Raw genomic sequence first — 23,098 nt, forward strand, 5'->3', positions numbered from 1 at the left:
TCAGCCAACGTCAGATGCTTTGCGCTTGCAACCGCACGTCGCTTGCCGGGTAGGCCACGCAGGGCAGCACGCAGCCCTCGGCCTTTTCTTCGGCGGACAGGCCGGGCCATTCGATGGCATAACGCACTTCGCCTTCGATCAGCATGCCGAGGCAGGTGCGGCAGGTGCCGTTGCGGCAGGAGCTGGGCCAGTCGATGCCGCCTTGCTCCAGCGACAACAGCAGGGGCTGCTCGGGCCAGGCGTCGCATTGCTGGCCGTCGGGCTCGACCTTGGCGATGAAAAAGGGGGCTGCGGTGGGTGTGTTCATGGGGTGCGTTTCTTCAAGCGTTGCGGGAGGCGTGTGTCCAAACCAGCAGCAGGTTGTTGGCGGGCATCGCATGCCGTGCGGCCAGTTGCAGGTCGGCCTGGGCGGCGACGGCGGCCACGTCTTCGATGCGGCGGATGCCCCAGTCGCCGTCTTGTGCGCGCAGGCTGGCGTCGAAAGACAGGTTGCCAGGCGCGGTGGGCACGCCATCTTCCAGGTACGGGCCGTAGGTGACGAGGTGGCCGCCCGGCGTCAGGTGGCGGGCGGCGCCTTGCATCAGCCCCGTGCAGCAGGCCCAGGGCGCGATGTGCAGCATGTTGGCACAGTAGACCAGGTCGAACGACGCGGCGCCGAACGCCGGGCCTTCGCTGGGCCAGCGGTCATGCAGCACGTCCAGCCGCTGTGGCGCCCGCACGTTGCGGGCACCTGCCTGCTCGGCCCAGGCGGTGATTGACGCGAAGTGCGTGTTGTGCAGGTCCGTGGGCTGCCAGGTCCAGCCGGGCAGGGCGCTTGCAAAGTGCGCGGCGTGCTGGCCGGTGCCGCTGGCAATCTCCAGCGCGGCGCCGGTAGGTGGCAACAGGGCCAGCAGCTTCGCCAGGATGGGGCCCTGGTTGCGTTCGGCGGCGGGGCTGTGCTGGAGGGGGGCGGTGGTCACTAAATATTTTGGTATTTTTAGCGTCTAGCGCTTATCTGGTGAGCGCTGGTAGCTATGAAATGGAGAGCACTTCGATGAATGCCGACGGGGACTGTACCTCAGATGCTTTGTCCCGGCTGCACTGCCTGTTTTTTAGGCGGCATAAGAAGTTTCCTTGTAAATCAATGACTTAAAACTGTCATACAAGGCTTGTTCAGAGTTATCCACAAGATTGTCCAGTCCGGGAAGGGATAACCGGGGGTTTTTGGGGCCGTTTGGGGGTGATGGCAGCGGGGGTTGATCGGGTTTTGTAATTGCCTGTTTTTTGAGCGTCACAAGGATATTCTTTGTAAATCAATCACTTAAAGCGGCCATACAAGGCTTATCCAAGGTTATCCACACCATTGTCCAGTGCAGAACGGGATAACCATCGCCATGATGTTCTGCGTTGCCCAAAAATGAGGCAGTGCAGGGTGATCCTTTACAAATCAAGCACTTGGCGTTGTCATACAGGGCTTGTCAAAACTTATCCACATGATTGTCCAGTGCTGGCAGGGATAACCCGCAGGTGGTGGCTGCAGGGTGTTCAGGGGGTGACCTTCACGCCCTTCCAGAACGCCACGCGGCCTTTGATTTCTTCGGCTTCGGGCTTGGGGTCGGCGTAGAACCAGGCGGCGTCGGTGTTCATTTCGCCGTTGACCAGCAGCGACAGGTAGCTGGCCTGGCCCTTCCAGGCGCAGGTGGTCTTGTGGTTGCTGAAGGTGAAGTAGTCGCGGTGGAGCGCGCTTTCGGGGAAGTAGTGGTTGCCCTCCACCACCACGGTGTCGTCGCTTTCGGCAACTACTACGCCGTTCCAGACTGCTTTCATGGGAAATCCTTGGTAAAAATGGCCGCTGGCGCTTGATTTATAAGCGCTGTTAGCTATGAAATGGTGAGTAAAGGGGTGCCGCTGCGGCAGCAAGCCCCCGGAACGGGATTGCGAGGCTGATTATTCCCAATGCGCCGCAGCTGTGCACGGGCCTCTGGGAACGCAGGGTTTTAGACGGATATGCCTTCATTTATTCAGTCGCCTGCGCAACCGGCGGCCAGCGCCGCGTGGCTTACAGTGCACCGCGCGGTGCCCGCACATTGGGGCTGGGCGCCAGAGGCGGTTTAGAGAGATGCGTTTCGTTTCTATTCCACTGATTGATGGACCAACCAAGACAACAGGACAGGAGAACCTTCACCATGGGTATTGATTTCAAAGGCCGTGTGGCCATCGTGACGGGCGCAGGCGGTGGCCTGGGCCGCCAGCATGCATTGGCTTTGGCAGCGCGCGGCGCCAAGGTGCTGGTCAACGATCTGGGCGGCGCGGTGGACGGCAGCGGCGGTACCGTGAGTGCCGCGCAGGCCGTGGTCGATGAGATCCGTGCTGCGGGCGGCGAGGCGCTGGCCAACGGCGCATCCGTCACCGACTTTGCCGCAGTCGAGGCCATGGTGCAGCAGGCCATCGATGCCTGGGGCCGGGTGGATGTGCTGGTCAACAACGCGGGCATCCTGCGCGACAAGTCGTTCGCCAAGATGAGCATGGACGACTTCCGCCTGGTGGTGGATGTGCACCTGATGGGCGCCGCCAACTGCTGCAAGGCCGTGTGGCCGCACATGGTGGCCCAGCAATATGGCCGCATCGTGATGACCACGTCGTCCACCGGCCTGTACGGGAACTTCGGCCAGGCCAACTATGGCGCGGCCAAGCTGGCCCAGGTGGGGCTGATGCAGACCCTGGCCATCGAAGGCGCCAAGTACAACATCCACGTCAATGCCCTGGCCCCCACGGCCGCCACGCGCATGACCGAGGGCCTGATGCCCCAGGAAGTGCTGGACGCCCTGAAGCCCGAGGCCGTGGTGCCCGCCATGCTGGTGCTGGCCCATGAAAGCGCGCCCACGCGCACCATCCTGTGTGCGGGTGCGGGCACGTTCGAGGCCGCCCACATCACCCTCACGCAGGGCGTTCATCTGGGCATTGGCGCTGATGTGCCCGAGCAACTGGCGGCCCACCTGGCCCAGGTGACGGACCGTGCCGGCGAGCAAGTACCACAAAGTGGCGCAGCCCAAGGAACCAACGAAGTTGGAAAGGCCTTGGCCGCAAGGGCTTGATTTCCCCAGAGGCGGGCCAGCGCTCAACGTGCTAAGTTCCGGGCCGACAGAAGTTGGATCGGTATAAACATATGAGCACACTGCACGAGAGACTGGCCGCCTACCCGGCGGACGCCCTGGGGGGGATTCGCCGCGGCATCGAAAAGGAAGGGCTGCGCGTGCTGCCCACCGGCGGCCTGGCCCTTACCCCCCACCCGCTGGCCCTGGGCTCTGCCCTCACGCACCCGCTGATCACGACCGATTACAGCGAGTCGCAGCTGGAGCTGATCACCGGCGCCCACAAGGGCGTGTTGCAGTGCCTGGATGAGCTGACCGAGGTGCACCAGTTTGTGCACCACACCCTCAAGGACAGCGGCGGCGAGCTGCTGTGGGCCTCCAGCATGCCCTGCGGCCTGCCCACCGACGAGACGATTCCGATTGGCCGCTACGGCAGCTCCAATGTGGGCCGCGCCAAGAGCGTGTACCGCATGGGCCTGGGCCACCGCTATGGCCGCCGCATGCAGACCATCTCGGGCATTCACTACAACTGGTCGCTGCCGGGCGTAGACAGCGAGCAGTATTTCGCGCTGATTCGCAACTTCCGCCGCCATGCGTTTGTGCTGCTGTATTTGTTTGGCGCGTCCCCCGCGCTGTGCCCCTGTTTTGTAGAAGGCCGAGAGCACCGACTGCAGCCCATGGAGGGCGGCAGCGCGCTGTACCTGCCCCACGCCACGTCGCTGCGCATGGGCCGCCTGGGCTACCAGAGCGACGCGCAGGCCACGCTGGCCGTGAGCTACAACGGCCTCACGGGCTACGCCAATTCGCTCCACGAGGCGTTGACCAAGCCGTACCCCGCGTATGAAACCGTGGGCGTGCGCAACCCGGGCGGCGACTACAACCAGCTGGGCACCAGCCTGCTGCAGATCGAAAATGAGTTCTACGGCACCATCCGCCCCAAGCGCACCGTGCGCACCGGTGAGCGCCCGCTGCACGCGCTGCGCGAGCGGGGTGTGGAATACGTCGAAGTGCGCCTGATGGACCTGGACCCGTTTGTGCCCGTGGGCATCACCGCGCCCACCATGCGCCTGCTGGATGTGTTCCTGCTGCACTGCCTGCTGTCCGACAGCCCGCCCGACACACCGGCCGAAATTGCCGAACTCAAGCAGAACCAGCACCTCACCGCAGAGCGTGGCCGCGAGCCCGGTTTGCACCTGTCGCGCAACGGCCAGAGCGTGCCGCTGACCGAATGGGGTGCCGAGGTGCTGGCCGCCTGCGAGCCGCTGGCTGCCGCGCTGGATGCCACCCATGGCACCGACGACTACAGCACCGCGTTGCGCGATGCCCGCGCGCTGATGGCTGCGCCCGAGCGCACACCATCGGCCCGCGTTCTCGACAGCATCGTGCAGAGCCACCACAACAGCTTTGAATCCTTTGCCCGCCAGCAGTCCATCGCTGCGCGCGACGCGTTGCTGGGCTTGCCGTGGACGCCTGAACAGCAGGCGCGCTTCCTGTCGATGGCAGATGAATCGATTGCCGCGCAGAAAGCCATCGAGGCGGCAGACACGCTGCCGTTTGAGGAATGGCGCGAGCAGTACATGGCGGTGAAGGAGTTGACCCCCTGAGCGGCTGCGCCGCTTCCCCCAAGGGGGACGCCACCGGTGGCCTGGCGAAGCCAGTTCCACGGTGGCACTGGCCTTGGGCTGCGACAGTTTCAGCCGACATCTGCTGCAAGGCGGGCTGCCAGATGCTCTTAATTTGATAGCTGTCTGCGCTTATCCATCAAGCGCTAGAGGCTGTTTTTGGGCTCTTCTAGCGAATGCTAGTGACGTCTTGATTCCCCATGGCCGCACCCAGCACCAGCGCGGGCTGTGGGCCCATCGGGCCTGATCGGTCCAACAACCTGAACCACCCCAGGTACGAATCAAGGTATTTCGTTGCAACGCCCTTGAAGTGCTGCATCCAGCCGCGCAGCCTGCTGACATAGGCATTGACGTTCTGCACATGCCAGGGGCCGCTCACCCGCTGGCCCCGGCTCACGTTCACTGCCTGGTGCTGCACACCCAAGAGCCGCGCTGCACTGGCCAGAGTGACGCTGCCATCGGTGCACAGGATGGTGTCCGGTGGCAACAAGGGCTTGAGTGCCGCTTGCACACTGACGGCCTTGTTCGTCTCCAGGATGAGGTTGACCGTTGCTCCCGCACGGTCTCGCGCCATCAGTACGGGTGTGTACTCCGAACCCTTGCAGCCAGCCAGCGCTTTACCTCCCCGGCGACGGGCCTTGCGCAGCAACCCTCTTTGACCCTTGCAGGAGACCAGGAAGTAGGACTCATCGGCCTCGGCAATGCCCACAAGCTGGCGAGCCTGCTGGTTGCTTGGGCAGGCCAGGAAGCGGTGACGCCAGCGAAAGGCGGTGCTTTGTGCCACGCCCAGGCGCTGGGCCACCTGATTGAGCGAGAGGCCTTCGCCCAAAGCTTGTGTCTGACCCATCCACTTGTCCCGCAGATGCAAACGCGCCAGCGGTGTTCCAGTCAAGGCGTTGAAGGTGCGCGCGCAATGGCGGCACTTGAAGCGTTGAAGCCCATTGGCCGAGCCGTTCTTGACAAGCAGGGAACTGTTGCAATGCGGGCAAGCCCGGGAACCGCCGCTGTGCGCTTCTACAACGGCGATGGCTTGACTGTGATCGAGCAGCACCTGCAGGGAGCTTGCCAGTTGCTGGCGCTGGTGGTGCGTCAGCTGGGGCAAGCTGTGGATCAAGCGCGTCATCTGTTGCTGTCGCATGGCCTTCTCCTGGGGCAGACGCAAAGGCGTCGTACCTTAAAGATCAGGGCCATGGGGCGCGATTAAAGAGGCATCACTAGCATTCGCTAGAAGAGCCTGTTTTTGCACTAATTTCAGCCTTGCAGCTGCAGCAGCGCCTCTTGCCGCCAGTATTCGGCCGCGTCCAGAAACCCCTCCCACACGCAGCCATTGCACCCGCGCCCACAGCAGGTGGTGGGCTCGGGCGGCGGGGTGCGCAGCGCAATGCCCATGTCTGCAGCGCGTTGCTGCAGCGACTGGAACATCTGCTGCGCGGTCGCGCCGTCTACAGCGCGGGCCGGGGTTGCCATGGTGAGTGAACTCACGGCTTGTGGCGCCCGGACTTGGCGCGGCGCACGGCGTACTGCACCCCAAACGCAATGCCCAGCACCAGCGCAAACCAGCCCACCAGGGCCGCCTGGCTCATCAGATCGCGCACGCTGGCAGAGCGGGCGACGTACGGCGCCAGCAGGATGACCAGACCAATCAGGGCCAAGGTCACGCTCTTGAACAGCAGATCCTTGTGGGCCTTGGCGGCGGTGGCTTTGCGCGGGGTGTCGAGAGGGGCTGGCATGAAGGTCAAACAACGCCGTGGCGTAGGGCAAGTGGGACCGCGATTATCCTTGCCACCCTCAGATTGATTTGAAAACACAAGAAAGTACCTCGCATGGCCATCCAGTGGTTCCCCGGTCACATGCACCTGACCCGCAAAGCCATCACCGAACGCATCAAGGACATTGACGTGGTGATCGAGGTGCTGGACGCCCGCTTGCCCGGCTCCAGCGCCAACCCGCTGCTGGCCGAGATCACCGGCCACAAGCCCACGCTCAAGGTGCTCAACAAGCAGGACGTGGCCGACCCCGAGCGCACGGCGCAGTGGGTGGATTGGTACAACGCCCAGAGCGACACGCGCGCCTTGCCACTCGATGCGTCCGACCCGGCCCCCACGCGCAAGCTGATTGACGCGTGCCACCTGCTGTCGCCCAACCGGGGCGGCATGGCCAAGCCCATGCGGGTGCTGATCTGCGGCGTGCCCAACGTGGGCAAGTCCACGCTCATCAACACGCTCAGCAACAAGCGCCAGGCCAAGACGGGCGACGAGGCCGGCATCACCAAGCTGGAACAGCGCATCACCCTGGCCGACGACTTCTACCTGTGGGACACGCCCGGCATGCTGTGGCCGCGCATTGTGGTGCCCGAAAGCGGCTACAACCTGGCCGCCAGCGGCGCGGTGGGCCGCAATGCCTACGACGAGGAGTTGGTGGCGTTGGAGCTGCTGCGCCGCCTGCAGAAAAACTACGCCCCACTGTTGGAGGCTCGCTACAAACTGGGCCTGCCCGAGGGGGCCGTGGCAACGATGCACGACGAAGAGCTGCTCGAAGCCATTGGCCGCAAACGCGGTGCCATGCTGGGCGGCGGCAAGGTCAACCTGCAAAAGACGGCCGAGATCGTGATGACGGATTTCCGCACCGCCATCCTGGGCCGCATCACGCTGGAGACGCCCACCGAGTTTGAAGCCTGGCGCGCTGCGGGCTTGGCCGAAGACGCCAAGCGCCAGGCCAAAAAAGATGCGCGCGCCAAGTCCAAAGGCAAGGGCTCGGGTGTGCGGGAGCCTGCGCCGGGCAGCGACGACGGCACGGACTGACCGGGTTCCCGGCGCATCCCAGCGGGCGCGCAGGATGCCCGCCGTCGGCGTTGCGTGGCCGCCGCTGCTGGCGTTTTGCAGGTAGCCGATCCGTAAGAACCTGTTCAAGATCTTTTCGGGGATCGCATTGGAGTGCAATCGGGATGAGTGGAAGCTTCGGATGCGCCGCATGGGCTCATGCCCATGCAAGCAGCCGAGGCATTCAATCGCCCGATTTCACTCCAACCCTTCGGGCAAGTGCCTTGCCGGGCGGTCTGCGGCGTTGCGGCGCTTGCCAATAGCCGGGCTATTGGCCGCTCACCGCGCCTTGCATCCCATCCCGGCAAGGCACTTGTGCGACCCCGAAAAGATCTTGAACAGGTTCTAAGAACTTGAACAGGTTCTAAGGCTGCGGTTACGATGGCCTTCCCCCTGCTACCCCCGTCGCCATGGCCGAAGCCCCCGCCGTTCCGCTGCCCGACCACGAAGACGCCACCACACGCCATCTGGTGCGTGTGGCAGGGTGGGCCGTGATGCTGCTCGGTGGCGTCATCGGCGTGCTGCTGATGTTTGACGACCCCGTGCAGCCTGCGCGTGTGGCGCTCAATCTGGTGGCGGGCTTGGTGGGGGGCTCAGCGCTGTGGCTGGCGCGCCAGCAGCGCTGGACGCAGGCGGCCCACCTGCTGGTGTGGGGCGTGTGGGTATCGGTGTCGCTGGTGGCGGCCCGCAATGGCGGTGTGAACGGCCCCAACCTGCTCAACTACCCGGTGATCATCGTGCTGGCCGGCTGGCTGCTGGGGGCCAGGGCCACCCTGACACTGGTGGGGCTCACGGCGCTGCTGTTCCTGGGGTTCATCTGGGCCGACATCCAGGGCATGTTCAAGCCGGTGCAGGTGGCCAACCGGGTGGCCGGTGCGGTGTACCTGGCAGGCATTCTGGTGCTGACGGCAGCGGCCACGCTGCTGTCGCGCCGCAACTACATGAGCCGGGTGCAGGAGGCGCAGCAGACCGCTACCAACCTGGCTGCCAGCGAGGCCGCACTGCGCAAGCTGTTGCGGGCGGTGGAGCAAAGCCCCGAGAGCATCGTCATTACCGATCTGAAAGAAGACATCGAGTACGTGAATGACGCCTTCGTGCGCCGCACGGGTTATGAGCGCGATGAAGTGGTGGGCAAGGCATCGGCCGACTATTCCAGCAATGGCCTGGCGCCCGCGCAGCGGGACGGCCTGCGCGCCACTCTGGCACGCGGCGAGAGCTGGGCGGGCGAGCAGGTCAACCGCCGCAAGGACGGCGCCGAGATTGCCGAGGCCGTGGTGGTGGCCCCCATCCGCCAGCCCGACGGCCACATCAGCCACTATGTAGAGCTCAAGCAGGACGTCACCGAGCGCAAGCGCGCAGCGCAGGAAATTCATCGCCTGGCGCATTTCGACAGCCTCACCAGCCTGCCCAACCGCTTCACGCTGATGGAGCGACTGTCTGCGCTGCAGGGCCGCGCGGGCCGCCCGCCCACCACGCAACACGCGCTGCTGCTGCTGGACCTGGACCGCTTCACCACCTTCAACGATGCACGCGGCAGCGAGATGGGCGACCGCCTGCTGTGCGCCGTGGCGCTGCGCCTGTCCGAGATACTGCCCCCCCAGGGCCTGCTGGTGCGTGTGGCGGGCGACGAATTTGCCGTGGTGCTGCACGGCCTGGGCGCAGACGCCTCGCTGGCGGGCCGGCGTGCCCTGGCATTTGCCGAAAAGCTGCAGACAGCGTTGCTGCGGCCGCTGCACCTGCAAGACAACGGCACCGAAGAAGCCCAGCTGGGTGCGAGCGTGGGCATCACGCTCTACCCGCAAAGTGCCAACGATGTTGCGCACGACGCCCTGCGCCGTGCAGGCACGGCGCTGCACCGCGCCAAGCAGGCCGGTGGTGGGCGGGCGGCCTTCTTCGAGCAGGGCATGGGCGAGGCGGCCGAGCAGCGCTTTCGCGTGGAGCGCGAGCTGCGCCAGGCCATCGGCGCGGGCGAGCTGCGGCTGTACCTGCAGTCGCAGGTAGACGTGTTGGGCCAGATCACCGGGGCTGAGGTGCTGGTGCGCTGGCAGCATCCGCGCGACGGCCTGGTGGCGCCGGGCGTGTTCATCCCCGTGGCGGAAGAGTCGGACCTGATCGTGAGCCTGGGCGGCTGGGTACTCTCCCATGCCTGCGCGCTGCTGGCGCAGCCATTGTTTCAGGAGCGGCGACTGCGGCTCTCGGTCAACCTGAGTGCCCGGCAGTTCCGGCAGGCGGGTTTTGTGCCGCAGCTGCGCGCCATGCTGGCTGCCAGCGGCGCCGACCCGCGCCTGCTCACCCTGGAGGTGACCGAAGGCCTGGTGATCGACGACTTTGACGACGCCGTGGCCAAGATGGGCGAGCTGGCGGCGCTGGGGGTGGACATGTCGCTGGACGACTTTGGCACGGGCTATTCGTCGCTTGCCTATCTCAAGCGCCTGCCGATCCAGGAGATCAAGATCGACCGCTCCTTTGTGCGCGACGCCCCCACCAATGCCGACGATGGCGTGCTGGTGGAAGGCATCCTGTCGGTGGCCCGCCACTTCGGCCTGCGCGTGGTGGCGGAAGGGGTCGAGACCCGCGATCAGGCGGATTTCCTGAGCCAACGCGCACCCGATATCGTGTACCAGGGCTACCTCTTCGGGCGCCCCGAGCCCGACACCGACTGGCTGGCCCGTGCAGCGCTGGTGGGCACCGCCACCGTGGAGGATGAAGGCTGAATTTCAAGCAAAAATAGCTGCCAGCGCTTATTGGTAAAGCGCTGGCAGCTATCTTTATGATAGCAAACGGCTTGTCGGCGCATGCGCGCCTCAGCGCCACGGCCTGCGGGTGCTGGGTGACTTACTTGTTCTTCTCTTTGCCACGCGGGATGACGGCGGTCACCGGTGGCATGGGGCGGTCAGAGCCGCCGCTTTCCTTGGGCAGCGAAGTGTCCTTCTTGGGTTTCTTTGCCATCTTGTTGCTGCGTTGTTCGCCTTTGGCCATGGTGCCTCCTATAAAGGTCTCGGAATGGGACCGTGCCGGAATGGTACGTCACAAACCGGCCCCTTTCAGCGTATGGCGGACTGCCCCGCAGCGGGGTTCGCTGCCGCAGGATGCGCTCGCAGAGCCAGGCGCTGGTCATGCGCCAGCGCCAGGGCGTTGAGCACCGCGATGCTCCCACCCAGCGCACAGGTGGCGCCCCAGCCGCCCCATAGCCAGGCCACGGACCCGAGCGCCGACCCGCTGGCCGCGCCCGTGAAGTAGCTGGTCATGTACACCGCGTTGATGCGCGCACGGGCCGTGGGGTCCAGCCGGTAGATCACGTTCTGATTGCTGATGTGCACGCCCTGCAGCGCCAGGTCCACCACCAGCATGCCCACTACAAACCACACCAGGCTGGTGGCGCCCAGCCACAGCGCGCCCCAGCCCAGCAGCAGCAACCCTACCGAAACGGCCGTGGCCACCTGGGCCTGACCACGGTCGGCCATGCGGCCCGCCACATTGGCCATGAGTGCACCGGCCACGCCCGCCAGCCCCACCAGGCCGATGCCCGCATCGCCCAGGCGGTGGGCAGGCCCCGCCAGCAACAGCGCCATGGTGGAGAACAACACGCTGACCGACGCAAACGACAGCCCGCCCAGCAAGGCCCGGCTGCGCAGCCGGGGGTGGCGCAGGGCCAGCGTGCCCAGAGAGCGCAGCACCTGGCCATACCCCTGGGCCCGCCCAGCGTTTCGCGAGCGGGGCATTACCCACCACAGCGCCAGCGCCACGGCCACCATGGCCACGCCCGCCACGCGGTACACCAGCGTCCAGCCGCCCAGTTCAGACAGCAGTCCTGCCACACTGCGCGCCGCCAGAATGCCCACAAGCAGCCCGCTCATCACCAGCCCCACCGCGCGCCCACTGCGGCCCGGTGCAGCCAGCGTGGCCGCCAACGGCACTAGCACCTGCGCAGCCACCGAGAACAGCCCCGTCAGCACCGTGCCCAGCGCCAGCAGGGCGTAGCTGCCCGCAAACCCGCTGGTGAACAGCCCCAGGGCCGCCAGCAACATCAGCGTGGTGATGAGCCGCCGCCGCTCCAGCATGTCACCCAGCGGCACCAACAACAACAAACCCGCCGCGTAGGCCACCTGCGCCAGCGTGACGATGAGCGCCGCCGAGGCGTCACGCACCTGCAACTGCGTGGCAATGGAGTGCAGAAGGGGCTGGTTGAAGTAATTGCTGCCCGCGCACAACCCGCAGGCCACGGCCATGAGCAGCAGCACCGGCGTGCTGAGGCCTGGCGCCTCTGCGCGGGGCGTGCTGGATGGTGTGGTGGATGCGGAGCGGGAGTGCGGTGGAGTGCTCATCTTGGGGACAGTGGTTGCTTGGGGTGGTGTGCATGCACAGCTCATGCCTGCATCACTGCTGTGGCCTCGATTTCAATCAGCATGCCGTCGAGCGCCAGCCGGGGCACCGGGATCAGCGTGCAGGCCGGTGCCGCCCCATCGGGCCACAGGCTGCGCACCGCCTGGCTGAACAACGCCAGGCGCTGCTCGGTGTGGTCCACCACCAGCACGGTGAGCTTGGCCACGTCATGCACGTTGGCCCCCGCGCCTGCCAATGCGATACGCAGGTTGGTGAACGCCTGGCGCAGCTGCTCGCCAAAGTCGGCAGACAGCTGGCCCGCCGCGTTCTCGCCACCTTGGCCCGCCACAAAGACAGTGCGTGCCGGGGCGGGCGCCACCACCACATGGGTGTAGCCATTGGCACGCGGGTCGTACAGGCCCGGCGGGTTGATGAAGCGCAGCGCGGAAGTTGCCGTGGCGGGGCGCTGGGTTGTTGCGGTATCAAGGCGCATGGTGCAGAAATCCTGAGAGGGGATGTGAAGGTGAAACCCAAGGTGGAATTGCCGGAAAGCCTGGGCGACCGCAGTCGCAGCGGCATCGGCGGCGGTTGCAAGGGCTTCGTGGGTTAGTATCAAACCTCAAGTTAAATTGAGGTCAATCTCCGTGAAGAAAGCCCTTGCAGAAGCTGTTGTGAAACCAGGCAAGCCTCGCATTCCCGTTGCCCGCGTGGTAGCGGACGCGCAGGCTGACCCGTCCGAGCTGTGCGAAAAATCCGAGCTGTCGGTGGGCGAGGTCGCCAGCCGCAGCGGGTTGGCCGTGTCAGCCCTGCATTTTTATGAATCGCGCGGGCTGATCGCCAGCGCGCGCAATGCGGGCAACCAGCGGCGCTACCCGCGCTCCGTGCTACGCCGCGTGGCGGTGATCAAGGTGGCGCAGCGCATGGGCGTGCCCCTGGCCGCCATTGCCGAAGCCTTGCAGGCGCTGCCCGCCGGGCGCACGCCCACGGTGACCGACTGGCGCCGCCTCTCCGCCCGCTGGCGCGACGACCTGGACGAGCGCATCCGCACGCTGACGGCGCTGCGCGACCAGCTGGATGGATGCATTGGCTGCGGTTGTTTGTCGCTCAAGGTCTGCCCGCTGCGCAATGCGCAGGATGCGCTGGCACAGGAGGGGCCTGGGCCGCATTTTTGAGGGGCGGGGTTGTGGGTGGCTGCGCCTATCGGCGCATGGGCAGCTGTTGGCGTTCCTTGCGAACATGGCTGGCAGCCATCGCGGTGAAAGCCTTGCCAATAGCCACCGTGCGGATGGCGACTATCAACCCGTTGCCATCTCGCATCTTCACGAGCTGGATAACGGCTATGCAGCGGTTGGAGCCGTTTGCCGGCGGCGGGAGTACTCGCACTGACTGCCATACTGCGGATATTGGGTACGGCAACCGGCTATGGCACGAATGGCGGCTGAACGAAGTAGTGCGGTCATAGGGCATCCGCGACCCGGCGGGCGCCGAGCCACTGACCGCTTCCTTATCACCTTCACTAGCGATGCCGACCCATATCCGCCATGCAAGAACTCAAAGCGATGCGGTCACTGGGTGATGGCTGTACTGGCCTATTTCCCAGTGCGCACCGAACAATCGAGCACGTGAATTGCCACCAAACGCTTCTCGTCTTCCGACAAGCCTGCTTCAAGCATTGACTGGAGTTCCTCGGGCGTCTGCGGTCGCACGCCCGAGGGCGAAAGGGGAACCCGACTAGGGTCACCGAACCATAGCACCACGTATATCCCCCGCCCCCTCGCCCGCGGATCACTCGCATAGCGCGCGATCAGCTGGCCCCGAGTAGCTGTCCAAAGTTCGGCGTGCCGATCAAGCTTGACCTCGATCGGCACGCCGCCCCGTGTGCCGGTGGTGCACCACACGTCGGAGCGCTTGCCGTCGGCGTGGTGAGTCTCAGGCAAGCAGGCAATTTCGAATCGCTCAACCCGAACACGCAACTGATCTGCAAGCGCGTCGCGGCATAGCTCTTCATGGCGAGGGGTCGTCGCCTTCTTGTGCGAATCGGTATTCCAATATTGATAGTTCAGGTTCAGGTCGCTGCGGCAAACCTGTTCTTTCAGGTCTTCAATTGTGTCGTTCACTACGGCGGCGATCTCCGCCGAGCTAGAAGGCATCCCCTGCTGCAAGACAGCGCAGACCTGCGCCCACATTGGTGTCTCGTAAATTGCATCACGCCGGACGACCTGCTGTGCAGCTCGGGCCTCCCGCAGCCTTGGAGCCCACTCAGCGAGAGCCGGCAGGCCCTCAAGGCGTTTTAGCTGCTCGGCGCTCTCAACATCTGGCCTGCCCGAAAAATCCGCGAGGAAGTCCCTGACGAGATCGGCACGATTCATAACGGGGCTCACCCACCCGGAGCCAGTGGACCGCGCTGGAGAGCACCCAACCCCGAAGTGTTCGATCAGGAATGCCAGGACCTTCGATGGCTGCGGAATGGCCTCGCCACCGACCTCGCTCCGGTAGTGCAGGAAATCGGCGAGGTGTTGGGTGGCAGGCGGGCGGTGCTGCAAATAACAGCTTGCAAGCGGCATGTAGTGATCGGGATCCAGGAATAAGCCCGCAGCCAACCAGCTTGCGCGCTGCGGTCCGTCCACCTTCGGCGCGTCGAGTCGAATCTTGATAAGGGGAAGCAACTCATTGCGCAATGGCAGTGTGAGCGCAGTAGTCAGCATGTCATCGAGTGCACTGCGAAGGTTGGGACCTGCACGCAGGGGGAACCGCGCCAGGAGCGACAGCAGGCACCTTTTCGTAACTTCGGCATAGGCCTGATCGCGAAAGAGGTGGGTGACATACGGACTGCGGTTTTTCCACTGCATCGCGGCCGTGAGATAGGCACTCAGGGCATCAGCTATGCACTGTGGCCGTGATGCGACAGCCGCCGCCACCCATGTGTCATGGTCTTCAACTGAGCTTACCCAGTGCGCCACCAATGCTGCCACCAGACGGTCATCCGACATCGAGTCGAGGAACGCATGGTCCTGGCGATATGCAAGCTCCAGGCTTATCAGCGCTGGCGAGTTCAGCATCATCCTCTTGCCCTCAGCGATGACCGCCAGGGTCTCTTGCGCGGTCGGCAAGTCCTCACGATTGATCGTGTTGTGCAGCGCCGTTAGCGCAGCCTGAATCAGTTCCTCGTCCTCCGCGAAGAGGCTGGCCAGCCGTTCCTGCGGCGTTTCGCCATCAATGTCGCAGTGTCTGTGCTCGTAAACCTCGGCCACGGTGTCAAGCAGGTCCACCGGTACCAGCGGCAGGGCGAACTCGCTTATTCGTGCTCGAAAGAAGTTGCGCCGTTCGGCAGCTTCCCGCGCGCGCTCCTGTCGGTGTGCCGCCTCGTCTAACTTCCACTTCCATTGTTCGAAACTGCATGTAAGTCTGTCAGCGAGCGAGACTTGCCATCCACGTGCCGCACTCAGGCTTTCGCACGCGATCAGCATGTCCTCAAGCTCCGTCCCGGGGTCGCCCGGGATGGCGTCAACGGCCTGAAGGAAATACAACCGCGCCCGCGCCTCATCTTCGGTTGTCTGGGCTTTGGCGAGCCACCACAGCACCGCATTCGAAGGCGCCCTCGCATGGTGCATCCGGCCCAAGGCCTGCCACACAGAATTCTGCTCACTAGCCCACCGGCTCAAAGCGAGGTCAAGCAATGAGAAATAGCGTTGCGGGTGGGCTTGCAGCCATTGTTGGACCCTTTGCTTGTGGTCGTCTTCCAGCAAGCTGTCCGCGTACTTGCCGCAAGCGGCGTCCAACCAGTTCAGCAATCGCTCATCCGGGATGTCTCCCGAATCTTCCTTGAGTACGCGAACCAGCAGACTACCGACGGCCTTGGTGTACTCCCGCAAGGGTTCCCCCCTACGTAGTTCTGTACTCGCCGCAAAGGCATCCAGCAACCCCGGCACTTCTGCTACGTCAACCTGGTCCAAGCCATGCCGCCAAAACATCGTGTAGCTACCGATGAGATTTTCTCGTTTCCGCGGGTGAAGGAATGCAGGTAGTTCTGCGGACATTAGCGCCCGCGGATACATGGCCTTCAACAATGCGCCAAGGAGCTCGTCGTCGCTGTCTGCCACCACGCCTGAATGGACATCGTTCAGCAAGCCCCGCAGGGATGGATCATCCACTCCAACCCAGCGCAGACAGACCTTTAGGGCCCTCCCTCGTACGGCTGACCAACGGGATGCATCCCGAACCATCGACAGCAGTAGAGGCGTGAGTTCTGCGTCCTGAGGTGTATTGAGTAACCCTTCAAGCAGAGCGAGCACAAGGAGTTGATGGTTCTCAGAGCGATCGGCATCAGCCAATCGCTGACTGACAATCGAATGCATTTCGGGAGTGACCAACGCTGCAAACGGCCTGCCTTCCCATTCATACCAGCGGAACGACGTTGAAACCGAGATGTCACCGCCAAGCTGCTCCATTAATGCTGACTTCTCGGCGACGGAGAAATTCTTAGCATCCCCGTAAAGGAGGACACCGAGCGAATCAAGCCGAGCGAAAGTGACCCGCGTTGCGACAGACATTGATGCCAGCCAGCCGGCCAAGCCGCGCATGCTGCTGACTATTCCCCCGTCCGAACCGCAGATCAGCGCGAGCACACGCCGCACCGAGAGCTGTTTCTGAAGGCGATCAGCCAAGCAGCGCGCAGCAAGAAATTCGGCCACGGTTCTATGCACAGGGGCAAAAACATCGAGCCCCATCGACTTGAAAAGACGGCTGGCCAATGCTTCTTCCAGCGGCAGCGCCTCAGGATTCGGCACTGTGTTCAGCCTGACAACACGATTCGGAGGGTTCGACGCGTGCGTGAAGCCGGCGAGGTCGGCGATCAACTGAATGGCGCAAAGGTACTCGGCAGCCCGCAGGAGCGCGCCTTGATCCGGTGCGTTCCTTCGTGTGGCCGCTAAGTGCTCCTCGTTGTGCTCCTGCACCATGCGCTCGCACGCCATTTCGTAGACCATCTGCCGTGTCTCCGGCCAGCAGTTTTTCGGGCCGACTGCTGTAGCGAGCATCCCCAGAGTCTGAGGGTTAAACAATAGATCGGTCAGCCCATGTTGTTTAGCCGATGAGATGAAGGCCTGCGAATCGGAGACGTCGTGGTTGACCGAAAGGATCGCTGCAACGTCGGCAAGGGTCAGCGGTTGCAGGGAGAACACCTGGACCTTTTCGCTCGCGGGTAGTAGCGACTGCAGTTTGGCAGCATCCGGATTCCCCAGCCAGTCAGCGGCCCGGCACGAAAGGCGGAAGCTACGACAGCCCAACTGCTGCAGCTTCTTGCGTATGTTGTCCAAGGGCACCCTACCGTCGACCATGCCTGCCCGCGTTTCGTCTAGGCCGTCTATGAACACCGGCAGCGTCGAGTCTTTCAGTTCAGGGAGCTCAAGCGCAAGGAAATCGCTGGCACTAATGCGACGACCGCCGACAGCATTGGCTTCCAGCTTAAAGGCCTCACTCTTGCCCGAGCCGGGATCGCCGAGCAACACGTACGCCATCAGCGCTTGCGTGTCACTCAGCGGAGTCGGCTCATCAGCGCGATCATCATTCGTATCGGGTTGGCGCACGCATGTGCGGGGAACTAGCAGCATCTGCGTCCTCTGTCAATCCAAGAGTAAATTGCTCGGCAGCTTTGAATGGTAGTTCGGCGTGCCAACTGAACACAGCCGCGTACTCCGGGCGCTAGGAGTAGTTCTCGAAGCGCGCCGAGGCTTTCGAGTGTTGAGAGTCGGGTGACGGAGATGCAGCAGTCGTTCGACCCTTCCAGCTTTCAATGACAGTGACCTCGGTGACCGACATTCCGGCAGTTTGTTCACTGGCAGCAATCAACCTGAAGCGGTCCGCCATGGATGTGACATGTTGAACTTCCCAGGCCGTTGCAGACGCATACGGCCTCATGATTTGCCCATTCCTTTGACCCTTCTGTATCGAGCGTCCGAAGCTGATGCATAGCCGTCAAAGTGCGACATCGCCTACCACCGCAACGGCCCCACTTCATCCCTCCAGAAGATCCACCGCCGCACCTCTGCATGCGGCGATGTGCCGATGGAATACGGGTCCATCCCCGTCTCCACGCGCTCCAGGTGCACCAGGTAGCCGCCGTAGCTGGCGGCCCACAGGGTGCTGCCGTCGGGCGATATGTCCATGGCGCTGATGGTGCTGCCGATGTGGTGGCGCCACAGCGGGCATCCTTCGTCGCTGAGGGCGTGCAGGTAGCCATTGGCATCGCCCAGCACCACCATGCCCGGCAGGGTGGCAGATGCATACACGCGCCACTGGGTGTTGATGGCCGGGGCTCCGTGTGTTTCTTCTTCTCCACTGTCTGCCGCGAGGTCTGGCAACGCTTCACTCACTGGCGCGGCCAGCGTGCAGCCCCCGTAGAAGTGGCAGGAGTTGGCCAACAGCTGCGTGCCGTCGTGTGAAAAGGTGGTGTGGTGCGGGTAGGACGACAGGGGCTCGTAGCGGCGCACCACCTGGCCTCGGGCGTTCAGCAGGATGTGCACGCTGTCCTGGTCGCCCACAGCGATGTAGCGCTCGTCCGGTGACAGGGCCATGTGCAGCATGTCGAGCGCCAGCATCGTGACCTCGGCGCCGTTCACCGATTCGTCCTGCTGGTTCTTGGGCCAGGTGTAGGGGCCGTCTTCGTCAAAGGTTTGCGGGTGGATGCGCTGCACGGGGCTGCTGGCTCCCGCGGCACCCTCGGCGTGCAACAGATAGACGCCCGTGGGGTTGCGCAGCAGCACACGCTGGCCGTCGTTGAAGGGGATCAGCTCGTCGCAGCGCTGGCCCAGGGGGCCGGGCGATACCACCACCTGAGCTGGCAGTGCTTCGTTGCCCTGGGGCAGTGCAAAGCGGGCGATGATGGGGCCGTCAAAACCATCGTGCGTGGTGACATGCTGGCCGTCGCTTTGCGCAAAGCAGCGCCGGTTGGGCGAGCGGCCGAGGCCGCGCAGTGCGGGCAAGAGGATGTGCCGCAGGCCCTGCAGGGCCACCCAGTGCGCCATGTCGTCGTAGGGGGCGCCGATGCGCGCCAGCACGCGGCCGTCCTCCAGCGCGAACACCGGGCCGATGAAGCGGCCCGCATCGGCGGCGTGCCGCACGAAGGCGTCGGGGGCAAATGCAAAGCGCTGGCGAAAGCGGTCGGCCAGGTCTTCGTCGGCGTGGGTGTTGACCACGCGGGCCAGCTGCAGCACGGTGGCTGCGGCCGCCTTGCGCGGGTCGGAGGGCGGGTCGCTGTCTTCGTTTTCTTCTTCTTCTTCTTCTTCTTCTTCTTCTTCTTCCGTATCGCCGTTGCCTTTCTGCACCTCGGCCGCATCCAGGGCGAGCTGGTGCGCGCGGATGGCGGCCACATAGCTTTGCCCGTCGGCCTGCCATTGGTCGGACAGCGTCATCAGCTCGACGGGGAATACCGCTGCATCGGGCAGGTCGGACGCGAGCGGGGGCGTGGCCAGCAGCTGCACGGCGGCTTCAATGCGTCGCGCCTCGGCCTGGCGGGCCTGCTCCCGTTCGTGCTGGTCGCGCACGCGCAATTGGACCGCACCGTAAAAACGCAGCAGCCGCGTTATGTGGTCGGCGGCGCTGCGGGGCAGGGTGGTGCGGGCATCGCTCTGGCGCTGCGCATAGGTGAACTCCACCACGGCAGGCCCGTCCAGCGCGGCTTCCACGTTGATCTGGTAGGCGCTGTGGGCGTTGTCGTCTTCGTCGCCGGGGGCTTCGTCGCCGTTTTCCCAGCTGAGCTTGAGGGCGCGGCCCCAAGGCTCGCCTTCGTGCATGCAGGGCTGGCGCGCACCCACCCACACGTCGCCTTCCCACCAGCCGTTCTTGTCGCTGTCCCACCAGTCGTTGTAGCGCGCGGTGAACACGGGCAGGGTGGTGAATTCTTCGATGCGCTCTGCGGTCAGCTCGGTCACCAGGCGCTGGTACAGCGGGTAGCGGGTGCGGTGCTGGCCCACGGCCTTGCGCAGGTAGTCCAACACGCCGCGCCAGGCCAGCGTGCAGGCCTGCCAGGCTTCGGGGGCGGTGTCGGGTGCCAGGGGCAGCCATTCGCCGGGCTCGCCTTCGCTGTAGGCGCGGTACAAGAGCGTGAGCTGCGCGGTGGTCGGCAGCTTGCGGCCCCGTACGGCGGCGGCCAGGCGCGCCAGCAGCCCCTGGCGTTCGCGCACCTGCGCCACCGAGAGGTAGAAGTCCCAGGTCTTCCAGACGGTGATGAACACGTTGTCGTCGCGCTGGTCGCCATCGGCGTCCACATGCCGCTGGCACAGCGAAAAATCAGTCTGCTGAAACCACCCGGTGGCCGTGTGTTCCTTGGGGCCGATCACGGGCGTGTGCACGGCTGCCAGGATGTTGCGCACGCTGATGGTCTCGTCGGCGAACAGGTCGGCCTCCAGAGGCATCAGCGCGTAGATCTCGGCGCTGCTGCGCGTGGCGCTATCGCCTGCGCGCACGGCGGCCACTACGCGGGGGCGGCTGAGCATGTAGTTAATACCGCTCTCGCCATCGTCGATGCCGTCATGGAATTCGGGCGGGAAAACGATGCCCGCGATCTCGCTGGAGAACTCCGCCCGGTGCGGCACGCTGCGCACCTCGTCGATGAGGAACTCCACCTGCTCCGGCCCGGTGATGTCTACGTGGTATTCATCCGTGAACAGCGCCACCCGCGCCATGAGCCCGCCACGCACGGTGAGCCCGCCGTGGTTGTAGTCGCCCCACAGCAGGTCGGCCACTTGCAGCGCGCCCTGCACATAAAGCAGCTGGCCTCCCACCACGGCGTTGTGCATGCGCGCGTCGCCCAGTACGACCAGGTGCGTGGCGCCATCGGTGTCGTCGCAGGTGAGCGCGCCGTCAATCTGCAGATGCCCTTCGATCAGGATCAGAAAGGGCTGGCCCGTGGGAGCTTGGTTGGTGTTGTTGCCGCCCTGCAGCAGCGCCCGCAGCGGGCTGCCGCTGGCCAGGGGCGCATCCAGGTGCAGCTCGGGCACCTGCACATCGCCGGTGATGCAGAGCACGGTTTCCGTGGTCAGCGCATCCGGGGCCTCTGCAAGGCGCTGGGCGATCCAGCTGTCGGCGGGCAGCAAGGCGGCCACATCGGCCAGCGGGCAAAGTCGGGCAGTGGGCATGGTGCGGCAGAGCGGTGGAACAACGGGCGGGGCATCGTACACCGCGCGCCATGTGGTTTCTGTTTTGCGCAGAGAATGATGTGTTGTCTTATTAATTGCCCGCCATGACACAAAACTCTCCCGTTTTCGAAGTCCTCCCCCGCGACCTGTCTGCCTACCGCCAGGGCAATGTGGGTATCGATTACGTGCACCGTTTTGAATCGGGCCAGCCAGGCCCCCACGTGCTCATCAATGCGCTCACGCATGGCAACGAGATCTGCGGCATGGTGGCGGCCACGCACCTGCTGGACACGGGCGTGCGCCCGCGGATTGGCACGTTGACCATCAGCTTTGCTAACGTGGCGGCGTATGCATCGTTTGACCCGACCCGTCCATTTGAAAGCCGCCAGCTGGTGCACAACCTCAACCGCATCTGGTCCGCCGGTGAGCTGGACGGCACGGCCGCAAGCCCCGAGCTGGACCGCGCACGGGTGCTGCGCCCGGTGGTCGCTGCGGCCGATCACATCCTGGACATCCACTCCACCAGCCAGGACGTACAGCCTTTCTGGGTGTACCCCGCCTATCCGCGCAATGCGCAGGTGGCGCTGGCTATCGGCCGCCCGCCCGTGCACCTGGTGATGCCCAGCGGGCTGGGCTCGGGCACGCCGCTCATCCAGCATGGCCGCCATGGGCTGGCTGAGAGCGATGGGGTGGCTTTGGTGGTGGAGTGTGGCCAGCATTTCCGCCAGTCGGCGGCCGACGTGGCTACGGCCGTGGCGCTGGATTTTCTGGCGTATTTCGGGCTGGTCGAAGCCGCTGCCAACCGCCCAGCGCCAGGCCCGCAGCGCCGCTATGAACTGCTGGAGACCTGCATGGTGCGCACGCCGGACTTCCGCTTCACACGGCCTGTGCAGGGCTTTGAGGTGTTTGCCCAGGGCGAACTCATCGCCACCGATGGCCCGCACGAGATCCGCGCGCTGTGCGACGACTGTACGGTGATGATGCCCAGGCGCGAGCCCATCGTGGGCCGCGAGGCGGTGTACCTGACCCGGCCGATCTGATCGGCAAGGACCGGCAAGCTCAGAAGGGCGAGCCGGGCTGCGCGAGGAAGGCCAGCTCCTGCGCCGTGGGCGTGCGCCCCAGCACGGCGTTGCGGTGCGGGTAGCGCCCGAAGCGCGCAATGATGTCGCGGTGCGCCACCTCGAACTTCAGGTTGTTTTCCAGCCCCGGCTGGTCAAACAGCACCATCGCCTGGGCGTGCACCACCAGCGACTCGCTGTGCATGTAGGGCATATAGGCAAAGGCGCGTTGGGCGGGGGTGAGTGCCGTGTCGTGCTGCCCGGCCACCAGTTCCTGCGCCAGGACCAGCGCCTGGGCGTCTTGCGCAAACGCAAGCGGCGAGCCCCGGTGGATGTTGCGCGAGAACTGGTCCAGCACCAGGATCTCCGCCAGGCGGCCTTGGGGCGTGCCGCGCCAACTCCACAACTCGCACTGCCGGGCCGCCTCCCAGGTGGCACCGAAGCGGACACGGATCATCGCGTCGATGGCGTCCTCTTGTGCGAAGTGCTGGGCGGGGGTGAGTTCTTCGAACCAGAAATGAAGGATGTCTTCGGCTTGCATCGTGAATATCGAATGAAATAGGGCTCTGGCGCTTTATCATAAAGCGCTGGCCGCTATTAATTTCATAGTACCCGATGCTGACCGCTCAGTTCTGGATGCGGATTTTTCCCTCGCGCACGTACTGGTTGAACTGGTCCTTCGGGATCGCGGCAGAGCCGACGGCATCGTTGTCCGCCGTCCAGCTCAATGTGGTGCTGTCTTTGGAAGGCTCCAGCTCCACGGGGCCTTTCGGAATGGTCAACGGGGCTCCGTCACCCGGGGTGTAGGTAACGTGGCCTGCAATGGTGGCGTGCTGGGTCATGGTGAATTCCTTTTGGGTGGTGCCGATGTGATGGACCTCCTATTGCACCGCCCATGCGCCTGCCGGGGTGTAAGACCATGCCGTGCGACGGCGCGGGCAGGTGCCGCCACCTGCAAGGTCGTCGTTGTCCCTGGCTCCGCTCAAGAAACTGGCACAACCCAGGCCAGCGCCACCGTGGAACTGGCTTTGCCAGGCCACCGGTGGCGTCCCCCTCCCGCGCAGCGAGAGA

19 protein-coding genes are annotated in these 23,098 nt (G+C 64.5%); 6 read left to right on the plus strand and 13 right to left on the minus strand.

From position 1 onward, the window contains the following. Nucleotides 1-10 precede the first annotated feature (10 nt). From NFX52_RS13235 to NFX52_RS13245, 3 genes are all read right to left on the minus strand, one after another. Nucleotides 11-307 carry a 2Fe-2S iron-sulfur cluster-binding protein gene (locus NFX52_RS13235; protein ID WP_055398898.1) on the minus strand — a complete coding sequence of 99 codons (297 nt, stop codon included), beginning with the start codon at nt 305-307 and terminating at the stop codon, nt 11-13. 13 nt (nt 308-320) lie between these two features. Beyond that, complete coding sequence (locus tag NFX52_RS13240; protein WP_055398896.1) at nt 321-959, minus strand: DUF938 domain-containing protein; 639 nt, start codon at nt 957-959, stop codon at nt 321-323. A 565-nt stretch (nt 960-1,524) separates the two neighbouring features. After that, nucleotides 1,525-1,806, minus strand: coding sequence for a DUF427 domain-containing protein (locus NFX52_RS13245; RefSeq protein WP_055398894.1), 282 nt, complete (start codon nt 1,804-1,806; stop codon nt 1,525-1,527). Between the two features lie 359 nt (nt 1,807-2,165). Here NFX52_RS13245 and NFX52_RS13250 point away from each other — a divergent pair, with 359 nt between their 5' ends. Further along, nucleotides 2,166-3,074 (plus strand): SDR family oxidoreductase, encoded by a 909-nt coding sequence (locus NFX52_RS13250; protein WP_055398892.1) that lies wholly within the window; start codon nt 2,166-2,168, stop codon nt 3,072-3,074. 71 nt (nt 3,075-3,145) lie between these two features. Beyond that, a complete protein-coding gene (gshA, locus tag NFX52_RS13255) occupies nt 3,146-4,675 on the plus strand; it encodes a glutamate--cysteine ligase (RefSeq protein WP_055398890.1) in 1,530 nt (509 codons plus the stop codon). A 187-nt stretch (nt 4,676-4,862) separates the two neighbouring features. Here the strand turns inward: gshA and NFX52_RS13260 are convergent, their stop codons facing one another. From NFX52_RS13260 to NFX52_RS13270, 3 genes are all read right to left on the minus strand, one after another. After that, nucleotides 4,863-5,831, minus strand: coding sequence for an IS1595 family transposase (locus NFX52_RS13260; RefSeq protein ID WP_082437481.1), 969 nt, complete (start codon nt 5,829-5,831; stop codon nt 4,863-4,865). Between the two features lie 113 nt (nt 5,832-5,944). Beyond that, nucleotides 5,945-6,160 (minus strand): oxidoreductase-like domain-containing protein, encoded by a 216-nt coding sequence (locus tag NFX52_RS13265; protein WP_055398886.1) that lies wholly within the window; start codon nt 6,158-6,160, stop codon nt 5,945-5,947. A gap of 11 nt (nt 6,161-6,171) precedes the next feature. Then, a complete protein-coding gene (locus NFX52_RS13270) occupies nt 6,172-6,423 on the minus strand; it encodes a hypothetical protein (protein ID WP_055398885.1) in 252 nt (83 codons plus the stop codon). 93 nt (nt 6,424-6,516) lie between these two features. Here NFX52_RS13270 and ylqF point away from each other — a divergent pair, with 93 nt between their 5' ends. Both ylqF and NFX52_RS13280 read left to right on the plus strand, forming a co-directional pair. Beyond that, nucleotides 6,517-7,494 (plus strand): ribosome biogenesis GTPase YlqF, encoded by a 978-nt coding sequence (ylqF, locus tag NFX52_RS13275; RefSeq protein ID WP_055398883.1) that lies wholly within the window; start codon nt 6,517-6,519, stop codon nt 7,492-7,494. Nucleotides 7,495-7,922: 428 nt separating this feature from the next. Further along, the gene (locus tag NFX52_RS13280) at nt 7,923-10,226 is read left to right on the plus strand and encodes a putative bifunctional diguanylate cyclase/phosphodiesterase (RefSeq protein WP_252635674.1); all 2,304 of its coding nucleotides are present in this window, start codon (nt 7,923-7,925) and stop codon (nt 10,224-10,226) included. A gap of 121 nt (nt 10,227-10,347) precedes the next feature. Here NFX52_RS13280 and NFX52_RS13285 read toward each other — a convergent pair whose 3' ends face one another. The 3 genes from NFX52_RS13285 to NFX52_RS13295 all read right to left on the minus strand — a co-directional run bounded on the left by NFX52_RS13285 (nt 10,348) and on the right by NFX52_RS13295 (nt 12,328). After that, nucleotides 10,348-10,491, minus strand: a complete 144-nt coding sequence (locus NFX52_RS13285) for a hypothetical protein (protein ID WP_199727021.1) — start codon at nt 10,489-10,491, stop codon at nt 10,348-10,350. A 65-nt stretch (nt 10,492-10,556) separates the two neighbouring features. Continuing rightward, complete coding sequence (locus NFX52_RS13290) at nt 10,557-11,837, minus strand: MFS transporter (protein ID WP_055398879.1); 1,281 nt, start codon at nt 11,835-11,837, stop codon at nt 10,557-10,559. A 41-nt stretch (nt 11,838-11,878) separates the two neighbouring features. Further along, the gene (locus NFX52_RS13295) at nt 11,879-12,328 is read right to left on the minus strand and encodes a RidA family protein (protein WP_055398877.1); all 450 of its coding nucleotides are present in this window, start codon (nt 12,326-12,328) and stop codon (nt 11,879-11,881) included. Nucleotides 12,329-12,542: 214 nt separating this feature from the next. Between NFX52_RS13295 and soxR the strand changes: the two genes are divergently transcribed. Then, the gene (gene soxR, locus NFX52_RS13300; protein ID WP_055398920.1) at nt 12,543-13,007 is read left to right on the plus strand and encodes a redox-sensitive transcriptional activator SoxR; all 465 of its coding nucleotides are present in this window, start codon (nt 12,543-12,545) and stop codon (nt 13,005-13,007) included. Between the two features lie 417 nt (nt 13,008-13,424). On the opposite strand, the gene NFX52_RS13305 is transcribed toward soxR, so the two are convergent. Both NFX52_RS13305 and NFX52_RS13310 read right to left on the minus strand, forming a co-directional pair. Continuing rightward, on the minus strand, nt 13,425-17,420 hold the full coding sequence (locus NFX52_RS13305) for an NACHT domain-containing protein (RefSeq protein ID WP_162239771.1): 3,996 nt from the start codon (nt 17,418-17,420) through the stop codon (nt 13,425-13,427). 405 nt (nt 17,421-17,825) lie between these two features. Continuing rightward, a complete protein-coding gene (locus NFX52_RS13310; protein ID WP_055398873.1) occupies nt 17,826-20,969 on the minus strand; it encodes a hypothetical protein in 3,144 nt (1,047 codons plus the stop codon). 104 nt (nt 20,970-21,073) lie between these two features. Here NFX52_RS13310 and NFX52_RS13315 point away from each other — a divergent pair, with 104 nt between their 5' ends. Beyond that, entirely contained in the window at nt 21,074-22,009 is a 936-nt protein-coding gene (locus NFX52_RS13315; protein ID WP_055398871.1) for a M14 family metallopeptidase, read from the plus strand. 19 nt (nt 22,010-22,028) lie between these two features. On the opposite strand, the gene NFX52_RS13320 is transcribed toward NFX52_RS13315, so the two are convergent. Next, nucleotides 22,029-22,568, minus strand: a complete 540-nt coding sequence (locus NFX52_RS13320) for a DUF924 family protein (protein WP_055398869.1) — start codon at nt 22,566-22,568, stop codon at nt 22,029-22,031. Nucleotides 22,569-22,653: 85 nt separating this feature from the next. Then, the gene (locus tag NFX52_RS13325) at nt 22,654-22,869 is read right to left on the minus strand and encodes a hypothetical protein (RefSeq protein WP_055398867.1); all 216 of its coding nucleotides are present in this window, start codon (nt 22,867-22,869) and stop codon (nt 22,654-22,656) included. Nucleotides 22,870-23,098 lie beyond the last annotated feature (229 nt).

The sequence above is a fragment of the Acidovorax facilis genome, assembly GCF_023913775.1.
Taxonomy (GTDB): Bacteria; Pseudomonadota; Gammaproteobacteria; order Burkholderiales; family Burkholderiaceae_C; genus Acidovorax; species Acidovorax facilis.

Excerpts from the sequence above, each read along its gene's own strand:
- NFX52_RS13325 (WP_055398867.1), bottom strand. The coding sequence starts at position 22,869 with ATGACCCAGCACGCCACCATTGCAGGCCACGTTACCTACACCCCGGGT.
- NFX52_RS13315 (WP_055398871.1), top strand. The coding sequence starts at position 21,074 with ATGACACAAAACTCTCCCGTTTTCGAAGTCCTCCCCCGCGACCTGTCT.
- NFX52_RS13265 (WP_055398886.1), bottom strand. The coding sequence starts at position 6,160 with ATGGCAACCCCGGCCCGCGCTGTAGACGGCGCGACCGCGCAGCAGATG.
- NFX52_RS13250 (WP_055398892.1), top strand. The coding sequence starts at position 2,166 with ATGGGTATTGATTTCAAAGGCCGTGTGGCCATCGTGACGGGCGCAGGC.
- gshA (WP_055398890.1), top strand. The coding sequence starts at position 3,146 with ATGAGCACACTGCACGAGAGACTGGCCGCCTACCCGGCGGACGCCCTG.
- NFX52_RS13245 (WP_055398894.1), bottom strand. The coding sequence starts at position 1,806 with ATGAAAGCAGTCTGGAACGGCGTAGTAGTTGCCGAAAGCGACGACACC.
- NFX52_RS13295 (WP_055398877.1), bottom strand. The coding sequence starts at position 12,328 with ATGCGCCTTGATACCGCAACAACCCAGCGCCCCGCCACGGCAACTTCC.
- NFX52_RS13260 (WP_082437481.1), bottom strand. The coding sequence starts at position 5,831 with ATGCGACAGCAACAGATGACGCGCTTGATCCACAGCTTGCCCCAGCTG.
- NFX52_RS13310 (WP_055398873.1), bottom strand. The coding sequence starts at position 20,969 with ATGCCCACTGCCCGACTTTGCCCGCTGGCCGATGTGGCCGCCTTGCTG.
- ylqF (WP_055398883.1), top strand. The coding sequence starts at position 6,517 with ATGGCCATCCAGTGGTTCCCCGGTCACATGCACCTGACCCGCAAAGCC.
- NFX52_RS13285 (WP_199727021.1), bottom strand. The coding sequence starts at position 10,491 with ATGGCCAAAGGCGAACAACGCAGCAACAAGATGGCAAAGAAACCCAAG.
- NFX52_RS13280 (WP_252635674.1), top strand. The coding sequence starts at position 7,923 with ATGGCCGAAGCCCCCGCCGTTCCGCTGCCCGACCACGAAGACGCCACC.
- NFX52_RS13270 (WP_055398885.1), bottom strand. The coding sequence starts at position 6,423 with ATGCCAGCCCCTCTCGACACCCCGCGCAAAGCCACCGCCGCCAAGGCC.
- NFX52_RS13290 (WP_055398879.1), bottom strand. The coding sequence starts at position 11,837 with ATGAGCACTCCACCGCACTCCCGCTCCGCATCCACCACACCATCCAGC.
- NFX52_RS13320 (WP_055398869.1), bottom strand. The coding sequence starts at position 22,568 with ATGCAAGCCGAAGACATCCTTCATTTCTGGTTCGAAGAACTCACCCCC.
- NFX52_RS13235 (WP_055398898.1), bottom strand. The coding sequence starts at position 307 with ATGAACACACCCACCGCAGCCCCCTTTTTCATCGCCAAGGTCGAGCCC.